At 71.9% G+C, this 21,036-nt stretch carries 16 protein-coding genes; all 16 read left to right on the top strand.

All coding sequences use genetic code 11. The features are described 5' to 3' along the window. Positions 1–29: 29 nt before the first annotated feature. Positions 30–1,283 carry an ROK family protein gene (locus OP86_RS01620; protein ID WP_051829541.1) on the top strand — a complete coding sequence of 418 codons (1,254 nt, stop codon included), beginning with the start codon at positions 30–32 and terminating at the stop codon, positions 1,281–1,283. Between the two features lie 263 nt (positions 1,284–1,546). Beyond that, positions 1,547–3,283, top strand: a complete 1,737-nt coding sequence (locus OP86_RS33230) for a peptidoglycan-binding protein (RefSeq protein WP_051829540.1) — start codon at positions 1,547–1,549, stop codon at positions 3,281–3,283. Positions 3,284–3,302: 19 nt separating this feature from the next. Then, positions 3,303–3,731 (top strand): hypothetical protein, encoded by a 429-nt coding sequence (locus OP86_RS37660; RefSeq protein ID WP_167344185.1) that lies wholly within the window; start codon positions 3,303–3,305, stop codon positions 3,729–3,731. A gap of 1,714 nt (positions 3,732–5,445) precedes the next feature. Further along, entirely contained in the window at positions 5,446–5,808 is a 363-nt protein-coding gene (locus OP86_RS39090; protein WP_425337749.1) for a phage tail sheath C-terminal domain-containing protein, read from the top strand. Positions 5,809–5,814: 6 nt separating this feature from the next. Then, on the top strand, positions 5,815–6,339 hold the full coding sequence (locus OP86_RS01600; RefSeq protein ID WP_030057359.1) for a phage tail protein: 525 nt from the start codon (positions 5,815–5,817) through the stop codon (positions 6,337–6,339). A gap of 11 nt (positions 6,340–6,350) precedes the next feature. Beyond that, positions 6,351–7,082 carry a T4 family baseplate hub assembly chaperone gene (locus OP86_RS01595; RefSeq protein ID WP_030057358.1) on the top strand — a complete coding sequence of 244 codons (732 nt, stop codon included), beginning with the start codon at positions 6,351–6,353 and terminating at the stop codon, positions 7,080–7,082. Beyond that, the gene (locus OP86_RS01590; protein ID WP_033330609.1) at positions 7,075–7,752 is read left to right on the top strand and encodes a hypothetical protein; all 678 of its coding nucleotides are present in this window, start codon (positions 7,075–7,077) and stop codon (positions 7,750–7,752) included. Before OP86_RS01595 ends, OP86_RS01590 begins: the two co-directional genes overlap by 8 nt. 27 nt (positions 7,753–7,779) lie before the next feature. Next, complete coding sequence (locus OP86_RS38635) at positions 7,780–9,048, top strand: Pvc16 family protein (protein WP_051829539.1); 1,269 nt, start codon at positions 7,780–7,782, stop codon at positions 9,046–9,048. 24 nt (positions 9,049–9,072) lie between these two features. Then, positions 9,073–11,058, top strand: a complete 1,986-nt coding sequence (locus OP86_RS01580; RefSeq protein ID WP_051829538.1) for an ATP-binding protein — start codon at positions 9,073–9,075, stop codon at positions 11,056–11,058. Next, positions 11,049–11,414 carry a hypothetical protein gene (locus OP86_RS01575; RefSeq protein ID WP_245231764.1) on the top strand — a complete coding sequence of 122 codons (366 nt, stop codon included), beginning with the start codon at positions 11,049–11,051 and terminating at the stop codon, positions 11,412–11,414. Before OP86_RS01580 ends, OP86_RS01575 begins: the two co-directional genes overlap by 10 nt. Beyond that, positions 11,411–17,644, top strand: coding sequence for an eCIS core domain-containing protein (locus tag OP86_RS01570; RefSeq protein WP_033330607.1), 6,234 nt, complete (start codon positions 11,411–11,413; stop codon positions 17,642–17,644). Before OP86_RS01575 ends, OP86_RS01570 begins: the two co-directional genes overlap by 4 nt. 34 nt (positions 17,645–17,678) lie before the next feature. Continuing rightward, positions 17,679–18,269 (top strand): HEAT repeat domain-containing protein, encoded by a 591-nt coding sequence (locus OP86_RS01565; protein WP_157849640.1) that lies wholly within the window; start codon positions 17,679–17,681, stop codon positions 18,267–18,269. Further along, positions 18,266–18,913: a CIS tube protein gene (locus OP86_RS01560; protein ID WP_030057350.1), complete on the top strand. Its 648-nt coding sequence runs from the start codon at positions 18,266–18,268 to the stop codon at positions 18,911–18,913. The genes OP86_RS01565 and OP86_RS01560 overlap by 4 nt, the downstream gene beginning before the upstream one ends. Continuing rightward, the gene (locus OP86_RS01555) at positions 18,910–19,263 is read left to right on the top strand and encodes a LysM peptidoglycan-binding domain-containing protein (protein WP_030057349.1); all 354 of its coding nucleotides are present in this window, start codon (positions 18,910–18,912) and stop codon (positions 19,261–19,263) included. Before OP86_RS01560 ends, OP86_RS01555 begins: the two co-directional genes overlap by 4 nt. Further along, the gene (locus OP86_RS01550; protein WP_051829537.1) at positions 19,256–20,413 is read left to right on the top strand and encodes a hypothetical protein; all 1,158 of its coding nucleotides are present in this window, start codon (positions 19,256–19,258) and stop codon (positions 20,411–20,413) included. The genes OP86_RS01555 and OP86_RS01550 overlap by 8 nt, the downstream gene beginning before the upstream one ends. A gap of 109 nt (positions 20,414–20,522) precedes the next feature. Beyond that, complete coding sequence (locus OP86_RS01545; RefSeq protein WP_030057347.1) at positions 20,523–21,032, top strand: phage baseplate assembly protein V; 510 nt, start codon at positions 20,523–20,525, stop codon at positions 21,030–21,032. The last annotated feature ends 4 nt before the right edge of the window (positions 21,033–21,036 follow it).

The following is a 21,036-nucleotide window of genomic DNA, read 5'->3' as shown; positions in this document are numbered from 1 at the left end:
GCCAGCCCCAACGATGAGGGTCGCCAGCCATGAAAGCCGGTCCTTCCCAGGAAGAGGTCCGCCAGCACAACCTGGGCGCCCTGCTGCGCCTCGTCCACTTCGACGGGCCCACCTCGCGCGCCGTCCTGGCGACCCGGCTCGGCCTCAACCGCAGCACCATCCTGGGTCTGGTCGGCGATCTGACGGCCGCGGGCCTGGTCCGCGAGGAGCTGCCGCAGGAAACCGGCCGGGCCGGGCGGCCCTCGCTGGTCGTGAAGCCGGAGTCCACCCGCGTGCACGTCCTGGCGGTGGACGTGGGCGTGGAGCGCCTGGCGGCGGCCCTCATCGGCCTCGGCGGCGTGTTCCTGGACCGGCGCGAGTGCCCCTGGCCCGACGGGCACCCGCAGGACCCCGCGCGCGTGGCCGCCATCCTCGCCGGATTCGCCCACGAGATGCTGGCCCGCGCACCGGCCGGCAGTTCGTGCGTCGGCGTCGCCGTGGCGGTGCGCGGCATCGTCCGCCACCCCGACGGGCTGGTCACCCTCACCCCCAACATGGGCTGGCAGGGCGTCGACTTCGCCGGTGCCTTCGCCGACCGGCTCCGCCTGGACGTCCCGGTCCTCGTCGCCAACGAGGCCAATCTCGGCGCGCTCGCCGAGCACCGGCGCGGCATCGGCCGAGAATGCCAGAACCTCGTCTACCTCCACGGCGAGGTCGGGATCGGCGCCGGAGTGATCACCGACGGTGAACTCCTGCGGGGCGAGCGCGGATACGCCGGCGAGATCGGCCACATGAACGTCAACCCGTACCAGGGGCGGCCGTGCGGCTGCGGCGCCCACGGCTGCCTGGAAGCCGAGGCAGGTGAGCGCGCCCTCCTGGAGGCCGCCGGTCGGGACGGCGGCGTCACCGGGGTCGACGCCGTACGGTCGGTGGTCATCGCCGCCGACCTCGGAGACGTCACCGCGCGTGCGGCTCTGCACCGCGTCGCGGACTGGCTCGGCATCGGCATCGCGAACCTCGTCAACCTCTTCGATCCGGATCTGGTCATCCTCGGCGGCACCCTCCGGGACGTCTTCCTCGGATCCGCCGCACAGGTGCGCAGCCGGATCAACACCAACGCCCTCGCCGCGGTGCGGGAGCACCTGCGGCTGCGAGTCAGCTCACTCGGCGGCGACACCGTCCTGATCGGCGCCGCCGAACTGGCGTTCTCCGAGGTGCTCACTCGACCGCTGGAGACGCTCACCCGCATCTCGGAGCAACGCCAGGGCGACAGGCAGCCACAGTTGATGCAGCCCAGAGGGTGACCCCGGGCGATGGCGCCTCCCAGCCCGTTCGGGGGCGGGTGCGGGGACGAGGCTGAGGTCCCAACCATCAGTGCCAGTGGCATATTTCTGTGGAACGGGCCACTGCGGGGGACGATGGCAGCACGTAAAACTCTTGTGATTCAGGTGAGTTGACCATTCGCGAGTTGTAATGTGGAGTGAGCATGACGCTCTGGCCGGCGTCGCGCCTCGTGTTCGGGGCGGGCCGGTCATGGCTGCCATCGGCGCGAAGGGGGAGCTTCCTGATGGCAAACGCGAAGGGTTATGACGTCTCCGACTTCCAGTCGGGCATTCCGGGGGATGCGGAGTTCGTCTTCATCAAGGCCACCGAGGGCGGCCGCACCGGTCAGTCGGGCTACGCCGACAAGCTCGCGGACGCCCGGGGGCGGGGGCTGGTGGTCGGGCACTACCACTTCCTGCACGCGGAGAACCCGGTCGACGGCGAGGTCGAGCACTTCTGCCGGGTCGTCGGGCAGGTCCCCGCGGGCGAGCTGTTGGTGCTGGACTTCGAGCCGTACGGGCAGTCGGTCGGTGACGACGACGCGACCGCGGCGAAGAACCAGTGGCTGGCGGCGGTCAAGCAGCGCTACCCGGACCATCTGGTCGGGCTCTACACCAACCGGGACTACTGGTTCCGGACCGACGACAACGCGGGTGACTTCCTGTGGATCGCGGACTACGTGTCCGCGGGTTCGCCGCGGATCCAGGCGTCCTGGCGATTCCACCAGTACAGCGACGATCCGCTCGACGCGGACGTCTTCAACGGCTCGCTGGACGACCTGAAGGCGTGGGCCGGTCTCACCCCGGGCCCCGGCCCGACTCCCGCACCCGATCCGACACCGACGCCCGCGCCGCAGCCGGCCGGCTGGCCGGGACTGCAGCTGGTGAGCCGGGACCAGTGGGGCGCGCGACCGTGGCGCGAGCCCAACGGCTCGATCCCGTACGCCGGTCCGCGCGCCGGGGTGAAGGTGCACTACCTCGGCACCCAGTACGACTTCGGCGCCCACGACACCTGCCCGGCCTACGTGCGGCGCCTCCAGGCCTCGCACATGGACGACGACGGCTGGTCGGACATCGGCTACAGCTTCGTGGTCTGCGAACACGGCTTCGTGTTCGAGGGCCGCGGCCTGAACCGGCGCAACAGTGCCAACGGCGACGTCCCGCTCAACGAGGCCCACTACGCGGTGTGCGGGCTGGTCGGCTCCTCCGGGTCCACGGAGCCGACCCCGGACCAGCTCAACGGTCTGCGGGACGCGATCGAGTACTGCGAGCAACAGGGCCCGGCGGGAGCGGAGATCAAGGGGCACCAGGACGGCTACTCGACCGACTGCCCCGGCCCGGCGCTGTACGCCTGGGTGCAATCCGGTGCGCCTCGCCCGTCCGGGACGGTGGTCACACCGCCGCCACAGCCCGCGCCGCAGCCCGACCCGACACCGGCCCGCTACCAGAGCAGCGTCGGCGGCCTGCCGTACGGCTACGGGGCGCACGGTCCGCAGGTCACCATGGTCGGCGAGGCACTGGTGACGGCGGGCTTCGGTTCGCACTACGGTCAGGGCCCCGGCCCGGACTGGACCGACGCCGACACCCTCAACTACGCCGACTACCAGCGCAGTCTGGGGTACTCGGGCGGGGACGCGGACGGCGTGCCGGGCGAGACCTCGCTGCGCCGACTGCTGGGCGGGCCGATCCCGCTGGCCGAGGTGTCGAAGTCCCGGGTGGTCGCGGCCGCCCGCCAGGACCCGGGCGCGGCCGAGGGCGCCACCACGTACGCGGACGACGTGTACACGGTGGAGCAGGCGCTCTGCGCCGAGGGGCTGCTCGATCGGCAGTGGGTCGACGGTTCGTTCGGCACCAGGACCATCGACGCCTACTCCGCCCTGCAAAGCAGGTACGGGTACAGCGGGCAGCAGGCGGACGGCATCCCCGGCATCAACTCGCTGACGAGGCTGGGCCAGGCGCACGGCTTCACGGTCGCCGGCTGACGTCGGCTGAGGAGGATCGATGTACCAACTCGCCCTGTCCCTGTGGCGCACCTGCGTGCCCTACATCGTGGCGTTCCTCGTGGTGCAGGCCGCGCGGCTCGGCATCCGCCTGGACGACGCCTCCGTCACCTCCGCCCTGGTCACCGGCTTCGGCACGGTCTACTACGCGGTGTTCCGGTTCCTGGAGCACCGGTTCGGCGCGACGTGGGGCTGGTTCCTGGGGGCCGCCCGGCCGCCGTCCTACCAGCCGCCGGCGGCCACTCCGCCGACCGCGCCCGCGCCCGTGCCCGCGCCCACCACCGAGCCTGCGCCCGCACCCGCACCCACCACCGCGCCCACGCCCGCACCTGCACCTGCACCTGCACCTGCACCTGCACCTGCACCTGCGCCCACGACGCCAACCACGCCCTCCCGACCCGACTACCGGAACATGCCCGAAGGCGGCTGACGGCCGGCCGGGCACCGCGCGCGGGGGTTTCGGAATCCCGGATTCCGCAACCCCCACACAATAAACACAGTAATACAATTGGCCTTCCCAGTTATTTGTCTTGACGAACAGTCACCAGAATATGAAACTGGGCCTGCCACCAATGCATCGGGGCCTCGCGGCCAATGAGGCCGCCATTCGAATCCATATCTCCAGGTCCCTTGATGCACGAAGTGAACGGAGGGGGAATTTGCCGACGACACCGACCTACCCGGGCGTCTACATCGAAGAGCTTCCCAGCAGCGTCCGTACCATCACCGCGGTGAGCACCTCGGTGACGGCCTTCGTCGGGGCCACCCGGCGCGGCCCGCTCGACCAGCCCGTCACCATCACCAGCTTCGCGGACTTCGAACGCCGTTTCGGCGGGCTCGCGACGCAGAGCCCGGTCAGCTACGCCGTCCAGCAGTTCTTCCTCAACGGGGGCTCGGTCGCGGTCGTCGTCCGGGTCGCGGCGGCCGGCACCGGGGCCGCCGCGGGCGTCACGCTCAACTCGACGCAAACCTCCACCGCCACCCCGGTCCTGGACGTCACGGCCGTCGAACCGGGGCTCTGGGGCGCGGCACTGCGGGTCGCCGTGGACTACCGGACGTCCACTCCCGGCGACACGTTCAACCTGCAGGTGTTCGACACCTCGGGTGCGGTCCGGGAGTCCTTCGCGGACCTGTCGGTCCAGGACAGCAGCCCCCGGTTCGCCGAGACGGTGGTGAACAGCGGCTCGGCGGTCGTCCGGGTGAAGGTCCTGGCGGCCAGCCGACCGGACCCGGTGGGCACCGTCTCCAAGCCGTTCGCGGCCACCCTGCCCGACCTCACCCCCGAGATCCAGGTCAAGATCGGCGACGTCTCGCGGACGGTCAAGATCCACGACCCGGCCGTGGACGGTGCCGCGCCGACCACCGTCACCGAACTCGCCCTGCTGCTGGAGCGCAAGCTCCGCGCGCTGCCCGACGCTCCGGGCAAGCGGGCGTTCGCGGGCACCCGGGTGAGCCCGTTCGGCCGGCAGCTCCAGGTCGTCGCCGGCTCCACCGACCCTGCCGACGTGGTCCGCTTCCTCGGCGAGGCGGCCAACAACCTCGGCCTGGAGGGCTCGGTCAGCCCGCCGGTCTTCGCGCTCGCCGGCGGCCAGGACGGCGGGGCCCCCGGCCTGACCGACCTGATCGGCAGCGAGGCGGGCAAGACCGGCATCCAGGCCCTGCGCGACGTGCAGGACGTCAACCTGCTGGTGCTGCCCGAACTGGCCGGCTACGCCAACGTGGACGACGCCGTCACGGTGGTCTCGGCCGCCCAGGCGCTCTGCGTGGAGAAGCGGATGTTCCTGATCGTCGACTCGCCGCAGGCGTGGACGACGCTGGACGCCGCCCGGGCGGGCCTGTCCGCCTTCGACTCGGTGCGCAGCGACCACGCGGCGCTGTACTTCCCGCACCTGGAGCTGGTCGACCAGCTCACCGGCCGGCTGCGCGGCTTCCCGCCGTCCGGCACCATCGCCGGCGTGATGGCGCGCACCGACGGCCAGCGGGGCGTGTGGAAGGCCCCGGCGGGCACCGAGGCCGGCCTGCCCGGGGTGCGCGCCCTGACCGTCCCGCTGACGGACCGGGAGAACGGCCTGCTGAACCCGCTCGCGGTGAACTGCCTGCGCACGTTCCCCGTGGTGGGCCCCGTGGCCTGGGGTGCCCGGACCATGGCCGGCGCCGACGCGCTCAGCTCGCAGTGGAAGTACATCCCGGTGCGGCGCCTCGCGCTGATGCTGGAGGAGAGCCTCTACCGCGGTACCAAGTGGGTCGTGTTCGAGCCCAACGACGAGCGGCTGTGGGCGCAGATCCGGCTGAACGTGGGCGCGTTCCTGCACTCGCTGTTCCAGCAGGGCGCGTTCCAGGGCACGTCCGCGCGCTCGGCCTATTTCGTCAAGTGCGACAGGGACACCACCACGCAGGACGACATCAATCGCGGTGTGGTGAACGTCGTGGTCGGATTCGCGCCGCTCAAACCCGCGGAATTCGTGATCGTCAAGATCGAGCAGCTCGCCGGACAGTTCGAGGTTTAGGATCCCATGGTCGAGTTCACCGTCAACCCGTACCGGTTCGATCCGTACAAGAATTTCAAGTTCCTGGTCGTCTGGGACGGTCGGGTCGTCGCCGGAATCAGCAAGATCAGCCCACTCAAGCGCACCACCGAAGTGGTGAAGCACCGCAGCGGGGGCGATCCCAGCGCGCCGCGCAAATCGCCGGGCCGCACCGACTTCGAGGCGATCACCCTGGAACGCGGGGTCACCCACGACCCGGAGTTCGACCGCTGGGCCAACAAGGTCTGGATGGTCGGCGCGGGCCGCGGGGCGGAGGTCTCGCTCCGGGACTTCCGCAAGGACCTGGTGATCCAGGTGCTCAACGAGGCCGGCCAGGTGGCGGTCGCCCACAAGCTGTACCGCGCCTGGCCGAGCGAGTACCAGGTGCTCGGCGAACTGGACGCCAACGCCAACGCGGTGGCGATCCAGAGTCTCAAGCTGGAGGTCGAGGGCTGGGAACGGGACGAGGAGACGCCGGAGCCGGAAGAGCCGTCGTTCCAGCAGCCGGCCTGAGGGGCCTGACCATGGAACTCGCCGGGGAGGCGGCCCTGTTGGCCACCTGGGAGGCCGGGGTGACGGCCAGCCGCAGCGGGCGGGCCCTGCTGCTGCACACCGTCGCACGGCCCACCGCCGGGCCGCAGGAGCTGCTGGCCGTGCCGGTCGGCGAACGGGACGCCGAACTGTTCGGCCTGCGCGGCGAGTTGTTCGGCGAACAGCTCACCGTACGGGTGGGCTGCCCGAGTTGCGCCGAGGACATGGAGTTCGCCTTCGACGCCGGGCAGGTGGTCGGTGCCGGCCGGTCGCCGGCCGGACCGCTGCGGGTGGAGTCGGACGGCTGGCGGGTCGACTTCCGGCTGCCCACCACCGGCGACCTCGCCGCCGCCGAACAGGCCCCCGCGGGCGAGGCCAAGGCCGTCCTGCTGGAGCGGTGCGTGCTGACCGCCGAGCACGACGGGGAGCCGGTGCCCGCCCGGCGGCTCCCCGGGCAGGTCCAGCAGCGCGTGGCCGAGGCCGCCGCCGCGGCCGACCCCTGCGCGGACGTCCGGCTGAACCTCAGCTGTCCCGAGTGCGGGCGGCAGGCCCTCGCCGAGCTGGACATCGCCTCCTACCTCTGGGAGGAACTGGACGCCTGGGCCCGCGCGACCCTGCTCGACGTCCACCTGCTGGCCACCGCCTACGGCTGGAGCGAGGCGGAGATCCTGGCGCTCAGCCCGCTGCGGCGCCGCTACTACCTGGAGCTCTGCGCAGATGCCTGACTACTTCGACCGCCTGGTCACGAAGGGCGACCCGGGCGGGGACGTCGTTCGCGTGCGGCCGCGCCTGCCGGGGCCGTTCGAGCGGATCGACGCGCTCGGGGCGGCGCTGCCGGCCGCCGAGGAGTCGCCCGCAGCGGGCCCGGAGGCCGGGCAGCCCGTTCCCGCGCTGCTCCCCCGGCCGGCGGTGGCACCGCGTCCGCTGCCGTCCGAGGGCCCGCCCCGGCCGGCGCTTCGTGAGGCGCCGCCGACTGCTCCGGCCGTGCTCCCGCTGCCGCGCACGCCCCTGCTGGTCGCGCCGTCGCTCGCCCCCGCCGTCGCGCCGCCCACCGAGCCGGTGCCGCGGGAGACGGCCGCCCGCCCGGCAGCCGTACCGCCGCTCACCACGCCGGCCCGGCGGGCGGGCCCGGAACCGGCGGCGCCCCGGCCGGTGGCTCCGGTACGGCAGTCCACCGCTGCGGCCGCTCGGCGCCCGGCCCCGGTGGCGGCTGCCCCGGGTGTCACCCAGTCGGCGCGTCGTCAGCAGCGGCCGGCCGAGCGGGTGGTCCGGGTCCAGATCGGGCGGGTGGAGGTCAGGGCCGCGGAGCGCACCCCGGCCGGCCCGCGCCGCCCGGCGTCCGCCCGCCCCTCGCCCGCCCTGAACCTGGACACGTACCTCAACCGGGAGCGCTGATGACCGATCGAGTCAGGGGGTGAGCCCATGAGTAACCATCTCGCGATCGCCACGGTGAGCGAGGCGCTGCGGCTGCTCATCACCCGTGCGCTGTCACCCGACATCCCGTTCGCGGTCGAGGTCGGCACCCGCAAGCCGCCGACCGAGCCGCCGGCCGACCCGACCATCACCGTGTTCCTCTACCAGGTCACGCCCAACCCCTCGCTGCGCAACCGCGACGCACCCACCCGTGCGACGGACGGCACCGTGCTGACCAGGCCGGCCGCCGCCCTCGACCTGCACTACCTGATCAGCTGCTACGGCGAGGAGTCCCAGCTGGTGGGCCAGCGGCTGCTCGGCTGCGTGGTCCGGGCGCTGACCGAACAGCCGATGCTGTCACGGCAGTTGATCGAGGAGGCGGCCGCCCAGCCGTACCTCGTGGGGACGGACCTGGCCGCCTCGCCGCAGCGGGTGCGGTTCACGCCCACCACGATGGACGTCGACGAGATGTCCAAGCTGTGGACCACGCTGTTCCAGACCCCCTACGCACTGTCCGTGGTCTACCAGGCCACCGCCGTCTTCGTGGAGGGCAAAGCCGATCCGGTGGCGGGCAAGCCGGTGCTGCGCCGCACCGTGCGGGCCGTGCCGTCCCGCGGGCCGCTCGTCGAGCGGGTGCTCTCCCGCCCGGCCGGGGCCCCCGGCGCCCCCGAGGAGGGGCCGGTGACCAAGGACCGGGAGCTGGTGGTGGTCGGCTCCGGTCTGCGCGCGGACCTGGTCGTGGCCCGGTTGGGCGAGCGCCGGGTGACGGTCGACCCCGGCGGTGTCCGGGACGACCGGCTGGTGGTCGCCGTCCCGGAGGACCTGCCGCCCGGCGTGTACCAGGTGCAGGTGCTGCACGGACTGGCCCTGGACGGCCGGCCCGCCGCCGACCACCTCGCCGTGGAGTCCAACGCGCAGACCTTCGCCCGGCAGCCGCGGATCGCCGCGGAGATCGGCACGGCGGACCGCGCCGACGGACCGGCCGGGGTCTCGGCCCGGCTGGACGTCCGGTTGGACCTGCCGCTCCGGGACGACCAGCAAGTCCTCCTGTTACTGGACGAGTTGAGCCCGCCGGCCGGGCGGCCCGCGGCGAGCTACCAGTTCCGCGCACCCGCACCGTCGCAACCGCGCACCGACCCGTTCGCGGTCCGGGTGCCCGTCACCGGCGTACGGCCGACGGCCTACCTGGCCCGGGTCCAGGTGGACGGCGTGCCCAGCGAGTTGACGGTGTCCGGCGACGGGGCCTTCACCGGCCCCGTGGTGGACCTGACGCACTGACCGCTGGACTGGACGGGGGGAAAGATGAGCACGCGCCGCAGGCAGGGCCGCGACGGCCTGGCGGAGGAGTCGCACCGGCAGTCGCTGTCGGCCGCGGTCGCCGCCGTGCTCGAACGGGTCGACGCGCACGCGGCCGGCCGTACCGCCGAGCCGGCCGAGCCGACCGAGCCGTCGGCCCCCGGCACCCGCCGGGGCGGGCGCCGGCCGCCCGCCACCGCCCTGGACGCGCTCAGCGCCTCCTTCGGGCTCACCCCGTTCGAGCGGGACGTCCTCGTGCTGGCCGCCGCCCCCGAGATCGACCCCACCGCCGCCGCCCGGTGCGCCGCGGCCGGCGGCGACCCCGGGCGCGGGTACCCGACCTTCTCGCTCGCCCTCGCCGCCCTGGAGCGGCCGCACTGGAGCGCGCTCACCCCGGTGGGCCCGCTGCGCCGGTTCCGGCTGGTCGAACTGGACGACGAGACGGCGCTCACCGCCTCCCGGCTGCGGATCGACGAGCGGGTGCTGCACTTCCTGGTCGGCGTGCCGTACCTGGACGTGCGGCTGCACGGCCTGCTCACCCCGGTCGGGCCGCCCGGCGAACTGCCCGGCCCGCACGAGCGGTGCGCGGCCGAACTGGCGCAGGGGTGGTCCGCGGCCGGGCTGACCGGCCCGCCGCACGCCGAGCTGACCGGCGCCGACCGCCGTACCCGCTGGGAGATCGCCGCCACGGCGGCCCACCGCGCCGGGCTCGGCCTCTACGTCGCACACCGCGAGGACCTGCCCACCGAGCCCGCCGAGCGCGAGCAACTCGCCCGGCTGTGGCAGCGGGAGGCGATCCTGATCCCGGCCGCGCTGCTGGTGGAGGGCGGGGAGCCGGCCCGGGAGCGCCCGCAGTCCCCGAACGGCGCGGAGGCCTTCCTCGCGAGCCTGGCGGTGCCGCTGGTGGTGTCCGGCGACGAGCCGCAGCCGGTGGGAAGCTCCGACCGCGCCCGGCTGACCGTGCCCCCACTCGGCCCCGAGGAGCAGCTGGGGATCTGGGCCGAGGCGCTGGACGGCGCGCCGGGGATCGCCGAGGGCGAACTCCGCGCGCTGGCCGCGCAGTTCTCCCTGCCCGGCCATCTGATCCGGTCGGCCGCGGCGACGGCCCGGCGGGCGGCCGAAGACGGCCGGGACATCAGCCGACTGGCGTGGCACGCCGGCCTGGTGGAAGCCCGGATGTCCCTGGACGAGCTGGGCCGGCGGGTCGAGCCGCGCGCCGACTGGGAGGACCTGGTGCTGGAGGAGCGCCAGCGCGTGACGCTCCGCGAGATCGTCGCCCACGTCCGCCGACGCGGCACGGTCTACCAGGAGTGGGGGTTCGAGTCGGTGCTGCGCCGTGGCCTGGGAGTGACCGCGCTGTTCGCCGGCGGGTCGGGCACCGGCAAGACGCTGGCGGCCGAGGTCGTCGCCGGGCAGCTCGGGGTGGACCTGTTCGTCATCGACCTCTCCCAGATCGTCAGCAAGTACATCGGCGAGACCGAGAAGAACCTCCGGCGGGTCTTCGACGCGGCCGAACGCGGCGGTGCGCTGCTGCTGTTCGACGAGGCCGACGCACTGTTCGGCAAGCGCAGCGAGATCAAGGACAGCCACGACCGCTACGCCAATCTGGAGGTCAGCTACCTGCTGATGAGGATGGAGGCCTACCGGGGCCTGGCCGTACTCACCACCAACATGAAGAAGGCGCTGGACCCGGCGTTCATGCGGCGGATCAGGTTCGTGGTCGACTTCCCGTTCCCCGGGGTGCCGGAACGCGCCGAGATCTGGCGGCGGGTCATCCCCAAGCAGACCCCCAGCCAGGGCCTCGAACCCGAGCGGCTCGCCCAGTTGACCGTGGCCGGCGGCTCGATCCGCAACATCGCGCTGTCCGCCGCCTTCCTGGCCGCCGACGAGGGGTGCCCGGTGCAGATGCGGCACATGCTGGCTGCCGCGCGCACCGAGTACCTGAAGCTGGAGCGCTCGCTGACGCCCTCGGAGGTCGGCGGATGGATCTGAACGAGGGGCCCGGGACCGGGCGTTACGGCCCCGGGCGTGGCATCGCCGGGCGGAACGACCCCGAGCGTGGCAGCGCCGGGCGGATCGAGGTCGAGATCGGCGAGCTGGTCCTCGACGGCTTCGAGCCGATCGACCACGAGCGGCTGACGACGGCGTTCCGGACCGAGCTGACCCGCCTGGTCCGGACACGCGGCGTGCCGCTCGCGGCGGCCGGCGACCGCGCGCTGGACCTGCTCTCCGGGCTGCCACCGCTGCCGGCGGGCTCCTCACCGCAGCGGCTCGGCGAGGCACTCGCCCGCGCCGTGCACGCCGGGCTGTCCGGCGGCGGGCAGCGGGTGGAACGGGGGCGGACATGACCCAACTCAACGCCGCTGCAAGGGAATCCTCGCAGAACAACAAGCACGGCGGCCAGGCCCGGCGCAAGACGCGGGCGCCGAAGGCCCGTACCCCCGAGCCGAAGGAGATCGTCTCCGGCGCCGGTCAGCCGCTCGACCCGGGTGTGCGCCGGGAGCTGGAGGCGCGGCTCGGGCACGACCTCAGCCGGGTCCGGGTGCACACCGACCGGGACTCCGCCGCGCTGACCGAACTGATCGGCGCGGACGCCGTCGCGGTCGGCCCGGACCTCTTCTTCGGCGAGGGCAAGTACCGGCCGGCCGCCGAGGACGGCCGGCGGCTGCTGACCCACGAGCTGTTGCACACCATCCAGGCCCCGAACCCGCTCGGCGCGCTGCGGGCCGGCCGAGACCTGGGTGCGGTGAGCCTGCCGCAGGACGCCGTCGAACGCGAGGCGGAGCAGGGCGCGCGCGACGACCGGCCGACGGCGACGACGCCGAACGCCACGCCGGGCTGGCTCCGCTACGCGACCGTCGACGCCGACCGCTTCCGCACCGAACGACTCGATCCGGCCACCCTGGTCGACCGGCTGGCGGCCGGCATCCTGCGCTCGCTGCGCGGCGACCCGACCGACTCCTCCGGCCGAGTGCGCCTCCAACTCGCGCGCTTCGCCCCCGAGTTGCAGTCGGCCGTACTCGACCGGCTGGCGGACCGGCTGCCCTCCTCGGACTACACCCGGGTGCTGGAGCTGGTCGAGGCCGCGGAGCACCGCCCAGCCGATGTGGACGGCGCGCAGACGCCCGAGCCGGTGACCGATGCCGCCGACCGGGCCACCGACGACCGCGAGCAGACCGACGAGAAGGACCGCGGCGAACGGGACCGCCGGCGGCAACTCGACGAGGAGGCACGGCAGTCGGACGACCCGAAGGGTCGGCGCAAGCGTCGCAAGGGCCACGGCGACAAGGAGGGCAAGGGCGACAAGGGGGGCGACAAGGAATCCCCGGAGCAACAGGACGAACAGCAGGCACCGCCCACGGAGGGCGAGGCCGCGCAGAATCCACCGGGTGCGCAGCCCGCCACCCAGCCGGAGGCCGGTCAGACCCAGCCCGCTGCGGAGGCGCAGCCTTCGGCCGTCGAGGAGGCACCTGCGGCGGGCCCGGAACAGGCGCCCACACCGGCCGAGGAGGGCGCCGCCCAGCCGGCGGCCGTCTCCGTACTCGGCTCGCCCGAAGCCGACCAGAAGGGCGCCGGCACCCAGCCCTCCGCCGGTACGAAGCCGCAGGAGCCCGCCGCCGGGCCGCTGCCGCAGCCCGCGCCGGTCAAGCCCGAGCGCCTGGACGCGATCGCGCAGGCCGAGGACAGTCCGCTGGCCCGGCACGGGCTGCTGGAGGGCGACCACCCACAGGGCGAAACCCGGGACGAGGAACGGCCGTTGGGCATGGAGCCCGGCGCGGACTCGGAGGTCCACGACGCACCCGCCGCGGGCGAGGACCGGCAGTCGCAGTCGGCCGCCCCCGGGCCGGAGCTCAACCCGGGGGACTTCCTGCCCTCGTCCGACCTCGACGTGTCCGCCGTCCCGACGGCCGATCAGATCACGCTGTCGACGGACGGCGCGCCCGCCGCGAACGCCGAGGCACCGGAGTTCCCCGAGCCGCCCGCGACCAAGGCCGACCAGGTGCAGGCCGAGCGCGAGAGCCGGCCGGAGGACGAGGCGGAGCCGACAGCGGCGCCCGAGCCGGCGCAGCCCGGGGCCGCGGCACCGCAGGCCGCCCCCGAGCCGACCCCCGCCACCGAGGCCGAGGACCGGAGCGCCCGCGACCTCCAGCCGGAGCAGCCGGTCGAGCAGGAGATCGGCCCCGAACCCACCTCGAACCCCGCCGCGGCCCCGGCGCCGACCGCCACCGAGCCCACCCCTCCTGAGCCGCAACAGACCGAAGCCCCCGCCGAGGACGCCCGCGCGGCCGAACCGGCCGCCGCGCCCGAGCCGAACGGTCCGGAGCGCACCGCCCCCGCGACGCCCGGTCCGGTCGGCGGCAGCGGGCCGGTCGGCGGGGACGGCCCGGGCGGGCCCGCCACCGTCCCGGACAGCATCCCCGACACCGCACCCGGAGCCGCCTCCCCCGACGCCTCCCCCGACGCTGCGCCCGGCCCGGCGGCCGAGCAGGCCGACGGGCCCGCCGGACTCACCGCCCAGCCCGCCCCGGACGCCTCGCTGGAGGCGGGCGGCGGCGCCTGCGCGGGCCCGCAGCAGCCCACCACCGAGCAGGAGCAGGACGGCACCGGCGGTGCCGGCGGCGGCTGCGCGGCCGGGGGCGGGGGCGGCGGCGCCCAGGCCGGGCAGGAACAGCAGCAGAAGCAGGCCCCGCCGGACGTCTCCGGCCAGGACCCGCAGAGCGCGCTCGCCACCGCCGCGAGCCTGCCGCCCGATCAGATGGCCACCACCCTGGACGGCGTGGACGGCTCGGTGGACCGTACGGTCGGCGAGCAGCACGCCCGGTTGCAGGCCGCCCCGCCCGCCGTCCGGCGCCCGTCCGGCGCCCCGCAGACCCAGTCCGGCACGCCCGAGGCCGCGCCGCCCGCCGAGGCGGTGACGGAGCGGCTGGAGCGGGTCGGTGTGCAGGGCGCGGACGGCGAACAGCAGACGGCCGAGCAGAAGAAGGTCGAGGGCCCGAACCCCGGCGACCGGGTCGCCGCGCCCCACGTCGCCGACGACGCGAGCAACCAGGTCTCGCCGCAGGAAGTGCAGCAGGTGCAGGGCGCGGTCGAGGACGTGCGCACGACCGACCCGGCGTTGAACACCACCGTCGGCCCCGCACGCAAGGTCGAACTGACCGGGGAGAGCGACCCGGCACGCACCGACCAGCAGGCGGCGAAGCTCAAGGACAGTTCCACCAGGATCCTCGGCGTCGGCCGGGAGGACGCCGCCAAGCCGATGGGCGAGGACCGGATCTACCCGGACGTGCCGCAGGAGACCCTCACCGCCTCCGTACCGGGCGGCGGGGGCAAGGGCGGGGGCGCCAGGGCCGGCGGCGCGGTCGACACCAAGCCGGGCATCGGCATCGTGACCCAGCAGGAGCGCGGCCCGCAGATCCAGGCCGCGGTCGGCCAGGGCCAGAGCCAACTGGGCTCCGAACAGGCCAAGCAGAAGCAGGGCGAGGCCGATGCGCGCCGGCAGAACCAGGCCGAGGTCGACCAGGCGGTGGCCGACAACGCCCAGGCCCAGGCCGGCGAGCGGGGCGACGCCGCCGAGAAGGTCAAGGCCGAGCGCGAGCAGTGGCGCACCGAGCAGGACCAGAAGGTCACCACCGCGGACCAGGACTCCGACGCGGAGCACAAGGACAAGACCGACCAGATCGGCAAGAAGCGCACCGAGACCGACAAGGACGTCCAGGACCGTCAGCAGCAGGACAACCAGAAGATCCAGGACAAGCGGAAGGAGGCCGAGGAGAAGGCGCAGAAGGAGAAGGACCGCAAGAAGGAGGAGTCCGAGGGCTGGTGGGGCTGGGTCAAGTCCAAGGTCAAGGCCGCCTTCGACGCGCTGGTCGAGGCGGTCACCAAGGTCTTCGACTACTTCCGCGGCCTGATCAACGACATCATCGACGGCTTCCGCAAGTTCGCGGACTGGGCGATCGACCAGGCACGGAAGTTCGCCGTCGACCTGATCAGCAAGCTCGCCGACGCGTTGATCGCGATCTGCGACGTCCTGCTGGCGGCCTTCCCCGAACTGCGGGACAAGTTCCGCAAGAAGATCGAGGAGTGGCGCGACAAGGCCATCGCCAAGGTCAACGAGTGGGCGGACAAGCTCAAGAACGCCGTCAACAAGCTGCTCGACGTGCTCGCGGCCGGGCTGAACGCGCTGCTGAACGCGCTGGAGGCGGGGCTCAAGGCCGCGATCGAGGCGGTCCGCAAGGCCGTCATGGACGCGATCGACTTCGTGCAGAAGGCGATCGCGGTCTTCGGCGAGTTCGCGGTCCTGATCGGCGACATCGCCTCCGACCCGGGCGGGTGGCTGAAGAAGCTCGGCAGCGCCGCGATCGACGGCATCCAGCACTACCTGTGGGGTGCGATCAAGAGCGCGGTGCGGACCTGGTTCAACGAGAAGGTCGAGTCGGTGGTCGGCCTGACGTCCACCATCATCAACGTGCTGGTCAAGGGCTGCATCTCGATGGCCCAGATCGGACGGATGGCCTGGCAGGCGATCGTCGCATCGCTGCCCGGGATGATCATCTCGCTCGTCATCGAGAAGCTCGTGTCGATGATCGTGCCGGCCGCGGGCGCGATCATGGCGATCATCCAGGGCCTGGTGGCCGCGTGGAACACCATCAGCAAGATCGTCGCCGCGATCAGCAAGTTCGTCACCTTCCTCAAGGCGGTCAAATCGGGATCGGCCGCCTGCCTGTTCGCCGACGCGGTCGCCTCGGGCGTGGTCGCGCTGCTCGACTTCATCTCCAACTTCCTGCTCAGCAAGCTCAAGGGCGCCGGCAAGGCCGTCGGCACCAAGCTCAAGGGGATCGCCCAGAAGATCCTCAAGGGCTTGGCGAGGGCCGGCCGCGGCGCCCGCAAAGCGGCCGGCCGGGCCGTCAACAAGGCTCGCGCGAGCCTGCGCCGGGCCACCCAGTCCCTGCGGCGGCGGCCCTCCCCCACCCGCACCGGCCCCGCCCGGCACACCGTCCGCCACGCGGAGCGCCCGGGACGCCCCACCACCACCGCCGGACGCCCCCGCCGCGAGGTCACCCGCCCGAAGCCCACCACCCGCCGCCGCCCCACCTCCCCCGTCGGCCGCGCCCTCAACGCCTCCCGCCAGACCGTCAAGGCCGCACTCAACCGCGTCCGCGTCGCCGCCCGCACCCTCGGCCGCAAGCTCCTCAACAGCAAGCTCGGCCGCGCCCTCACCAACGGCGCCCACAAGATCCGCGACGCCTATCGCAAGCAACGCGACCGCCTGCGCGCCTGGCACCAGAAGCGCCAGCAACAGCGCGCGGAGCGCCGCAAGCACGAGAACTCCCCGGAGGCGAAGAAGCAGCGCCTCGACCTGATCGTCGCTCGCATCCGGCCGAAGGTTCAAAGACTGCTCGGCAGGGGCGTCTCGACGCGGATGCTGCGTGGCGTACTCGGCGCGATGCGTCTGTGGTATCGACTTACACGACTCGACATTGATACCGCGGGTCAGGCAAGGCTCATCCGGGCCCTGCTCAATCCCCAGGCAGACGTCGACAATGCTGAGCTACTGCGACGCATGGAGATCCTTTCCCATGTCGAGGAGCGAGTCAAAGAAGTCCTTGCGGCCCGGACCGAAAGGAATTCCCAAAGGTCTCCGGGCGAGCAGGCCGTCAGCTTCGAACCCGAGTTCGTCTCGCCGCACGGCGGGGAAAAGGCGAAGCGGACCATGATAGCCCGGAATGGCTCGGAGCCCATGGACGTCCTGGCCGAGACTCAACTGAGGAAGAGCGAGAAGAAGTCTCCCCAATCATTGATCCTCGATCAAGTCGCAGAAATGCAGATATTCAACAAGCCGGGCGACCCGGGCGGGAGGTGGGATAGGAAGGACCTGGAAACCGGAGAGATCGCCCAGGGTCAAGGGAAATATGACGACCTGTTCGTACACCTGAAGGAACTTCACGAAGAACTGGGACCCGAACGCTTCAAGAATATGTTCAAGCTGCTGCTTGCAGGCCGTTACAAGGATCTTCCCGCGCAGTACCGGTCGAAATTCATCGGCATCGGCGCCCTTTACGTATTCGTCCGTGTAGTGGCCGAAGGGCAGCGCCGCCCGGGCGCCTTGGTGACCTCCATGGGCGAGCTCAACCACATGACACGGCCCGAAGTCGATGCAGCGGAAGAGATTTCCAGAATATCGAAGCATGGACCGATGGTGGCAGACAAGTCTGTCGCGGTATCCAACTCGCTGTCCTTCATTATGAAGGAAGTAAACGGCATCACGGACGAAAAGGGAAAGCTGGCCAGGATCGAGAAAGCAAGGAATGAGGAGTTCCATCAGGGGCGCAAGCTCTTCGAGCTCTCCCAGAAGGACTACGACAGCGCCGCAAAGTGGCCTAAATTGGCAGGCATCGACAAAAAGGATCTCCCCAACCACCTGGAGACTCCGGGAGGCATGCTCCACAAATTGGTCGACTCCATCGAGCGGACACTTGAGGACGAGGAGATTCTGGTACGCGGCGGCAAGACCGCAAACACCGCGAAAGTCGTCAACGCTGCAGTGGACAAGCTGCTGATGAAGTGGGGATGGCACTAGACTGAGGGCCGCCCGAGAATCACAGTAAGGAAAGATGGCAGTCATGGAGCTGAGAAGTCGTCGGATGATCCTCCGGGAGGGTCAGAATCCTGCAGATGTCGAGAACGCGATCCGAGCTCTGGGTGGGTCGGCGGACGCAAGGGTTGTGCGGGACTTCTTCGGCGGCAGGAGGGAGGTGGAGTGGTTGATCGGAGCCGACCTGAAGGTGGTACAGGGCGAGGATGGGACATCCCGCTGTCGCTACGTCCAGGTGTTCGGGAACGACGAGGATGACGTCATGGCGGCGATCGAGTCGTGCGAGGAATCCCTCCGACCGTGGAGCTACGACGATCTGATTCGCTTCTATGACATTGCAGGCGGCTCGAAAGAAGGCCCCCATGCCGTCCTCCGGCTCGCTCTGGGCGCCCCACCGTCCTATGATGATGATTTCTATTCACGGGTGCTCAATTCCATGGGAAATTCGGACCCCGCCATCCGCGATGCCGGTGTCCTTGCGGCTGCCAGCTACGGACTCCGTGCCTTTGTGCCACGTCTCTCCGAATTGGCCAGAAATGATTCGGATCCGGAAGTCAGGGACACCGCGCGTGCAACTCTCGAAGCCTATGCGGAGGCGGGGCTGACATGACCGGGTACACCGACGCCCCCAAGCCGATCAGGTCCGGGCTGGTCATCGTCGATCCGCAGCGGGGGACGCCGCAGCGGGTCATCGTGCTGCAGTTCAACCCGGACAGCCTCGAACGGTCGCTGGCTCCCCAGGTCGCAGGAGCCGACGGGAGCGGGGACCGGACGGAGGCGCTGCGGCTGAAGGGGCCGGCCGTGGAGACGTGGAAGTTCACGGCGGAGCTGGACGCGACCGATCAGTTGGACGTGCCCTCCCCCGACGGGATCCATCCGCAGCTGGCCACCCTGGAGTTGTTGGCGCAGCCGGCCAGTGGTGACCTGAGGGCCAATCAACTGCTCGCCGCAGCGGGCACCTTGGAGATCACGCCGGTGGAGGCCCCGCTCACCCTCTTCACCTGGGGCAGCAAGCGGATCCTGCCGGTTCGGCTGACCGAACTCACCATCAGCGAGCAGGCGTTCGACGCCGAGCTGAACCCGATCAGGGCGTCCGTGGCCATCGGTCTGCGCGTTCTGACCGTCAGCGATCTGCCGACCGGCCACCACGGGGCCGAGCTGTATCTCGCGCACCTGGCACAGAAGGAGCGCCTGGTCGGCACCGCGGCCGGCGGCCGGCTGAGTGCGCTCGGCCTCAAAGGAGGACTGGGATGACCACCGACCACCCGCTCGACGCGTTGCCCGCGCCCTCGCCGTACCCGCTGACCAGCCGGTACCACGGCATCCCGGTCGCGCTGCACACCGAGCCGGATGGGCGTCAAGTGCCCTATCTACGGCGGCGGTTGCTGCCGAGCACGGACGGCCTGACCCCGCTCGCCGAGCACACGGTGAGCGCCGGCGAGCGCGCCGATCTGCTCGCCTACCGCTACCTCGGCAGCGCCGACCAGTGGTGGCGGATCGCCGACGCCAACCCGGTGATCGATCCACGGGAGTTGACCGCGACGCCGGGCCGCCGGATCACCATCGCGCTGCCCGGTGGGGTGCCAGGGGTGGGGAATGCCTGACGTCTCGGCCGTGACGGGGGGCGGGTCGGTCGGGTCGATCCACCTCACTCTGCTGATGGGCCCGCAGATCCCGGTGCCGGTGCCGCAGCCGGTGACGGACGCCCTGCTGTCGGCGCAGGTCACGGTGGCGTCCGGGCAGCGCAGCGGGTTCCAGCTGGCCTTCGACCTGTCGAAGCACGGTCTGATCAACACCGCACTGCTGCCGGGCGGCTTCTTCGACCCGAAGATCCGGGTCGTGCTGATGGTCGTCGTCACGGGCACCCCGACCGTGCTGATGGACGGTGTGATCATCCGCCAGGAGGTCGGCATCAGCAACCAGCCCGGCCAGTCCACGCTCACCGTCACCGGCGAGGACCTGACGGTGCTGATGGACCTGGAGGAGCAGGCCGGCGTGCCCTTCCCCGCGATGTCCCCGGCGGCCCGGGTCGCCGCGATCATCGGCAAGTACGGGCAGTACGGCATGATGCCGCTGGTCATCCCCGAGCTGGTGCCGCAGACGCCGATGCCCACCCGGCGGATCGACTTCCAGAAGGGCACCGACCTCGGCTACGTCAACGAGCTGGCGAAGGCCAACGGTTACGTGTTCTACCTCGACCCCGGCCCGGTCCCCGGCATGAGCCGCGCCTACTGGGGGCCGGAGAACCGGCTCGGCGTCCCGCAGCACGCGCTGAACGTGAACATGGACGCGCTGTCCAACGTCGACCAGCTCACCTTCGCCTTCGACGGCACCGCCCGCGAGGAGCCGGAGGCCCGCATCCAGCTCCCGGCGACCAAGGTGTCGACCATCCTGCCGGTGCCGGAGGTCAGCATCCTGCGGCCGCCGCTCGCGCTCAGGCCGGCGCCCGCGCTGAAGAAGAAGGTCATCGCCGACACCGCCAAGAAGGACACCACCCAGGCCATCGCCGAGACCATCGCCAAGGCGATGCAGTCGGCGGACGCCGTCTCCGGCTCGGGCCAGCTCGACGTCGTCCGGTACGGGCACGTCCTGCGGCCGCGCGAGCTGGTCGGCGTCCGCGGCGCCGGGCTCACCTACGACGGCCTGTACTTCGTCAAGAGCGTCACCCACAACCTCAAGCGCGGCTCGTACACCCAGAACTTCACGCTGACCCGCGAGGGCCTGATCGCCCTCCAACCGACCGTCGTCCCGTAGGGCCGCAGTCCCGTAAGCCCGCAGTCCCGTAACGCCGCAGTCCCGTAAGCCCGCAGTCCCGAAAGCCCGCAGTCCCGTAACGCCGCCCCGATCCGCAGGAGTTACCAGCATGGCCGAACCGACTCGCTACCTCGGCAAGTTCCGGGCGACGGTGGCGAACAACGCCGACCCGCTCGGGATCGGCCGCATCCAGGCCCAGGTGCCCGACGTGCTGGGCGATGCCGTGTCGACCTGGGCGATGCCGTGCTTCCCGGTGGCCGGCCCGGGGATGGGGCACTACGCGGTCCCACCGGTCGGGGCGGGCGTGTGGCTGGAGTTCGAGCAGGGCGACCAGAGCTACCCGGTCTGGACGGGCTGCTGGTACGGCTCCGCCTCGGAGGTCCCGGTGGAGGCGACGACCGGCCCGCCGGGCGCCCCGAACGTGGTGCTGGAGACCTCCGGGCGGCGGGTGATCGTGCTGTCCGACGACCCGACCACGGGGATCACGCTCCGTACGCCGGGCGGGGCCTCGATCGTGATCAACGACTCGGGCATCCAGATCAGCAACGGCCAGGGGGCCTCGATCTCGCTCGTCGGGGCCACCGTAACCATCAACCAGGACGCGCTGAGCGTGACCTGACGGG

Source organism: Streptomyces novaecaesareae (genome assembly GCF_000716875.1).
Taxonomy (GTDB): domain Bacteria; phylum Actinomycetota; class Actinomycetes; order Streptomycetales; family Streptomycetaceae; genus Kitasatospora; species Kitasatospora novaecaesareae.
Note: the sequence above shows the minus strand (reverse complement) of the source record. Positions and strands in the feature narration are given on the sequence as shown.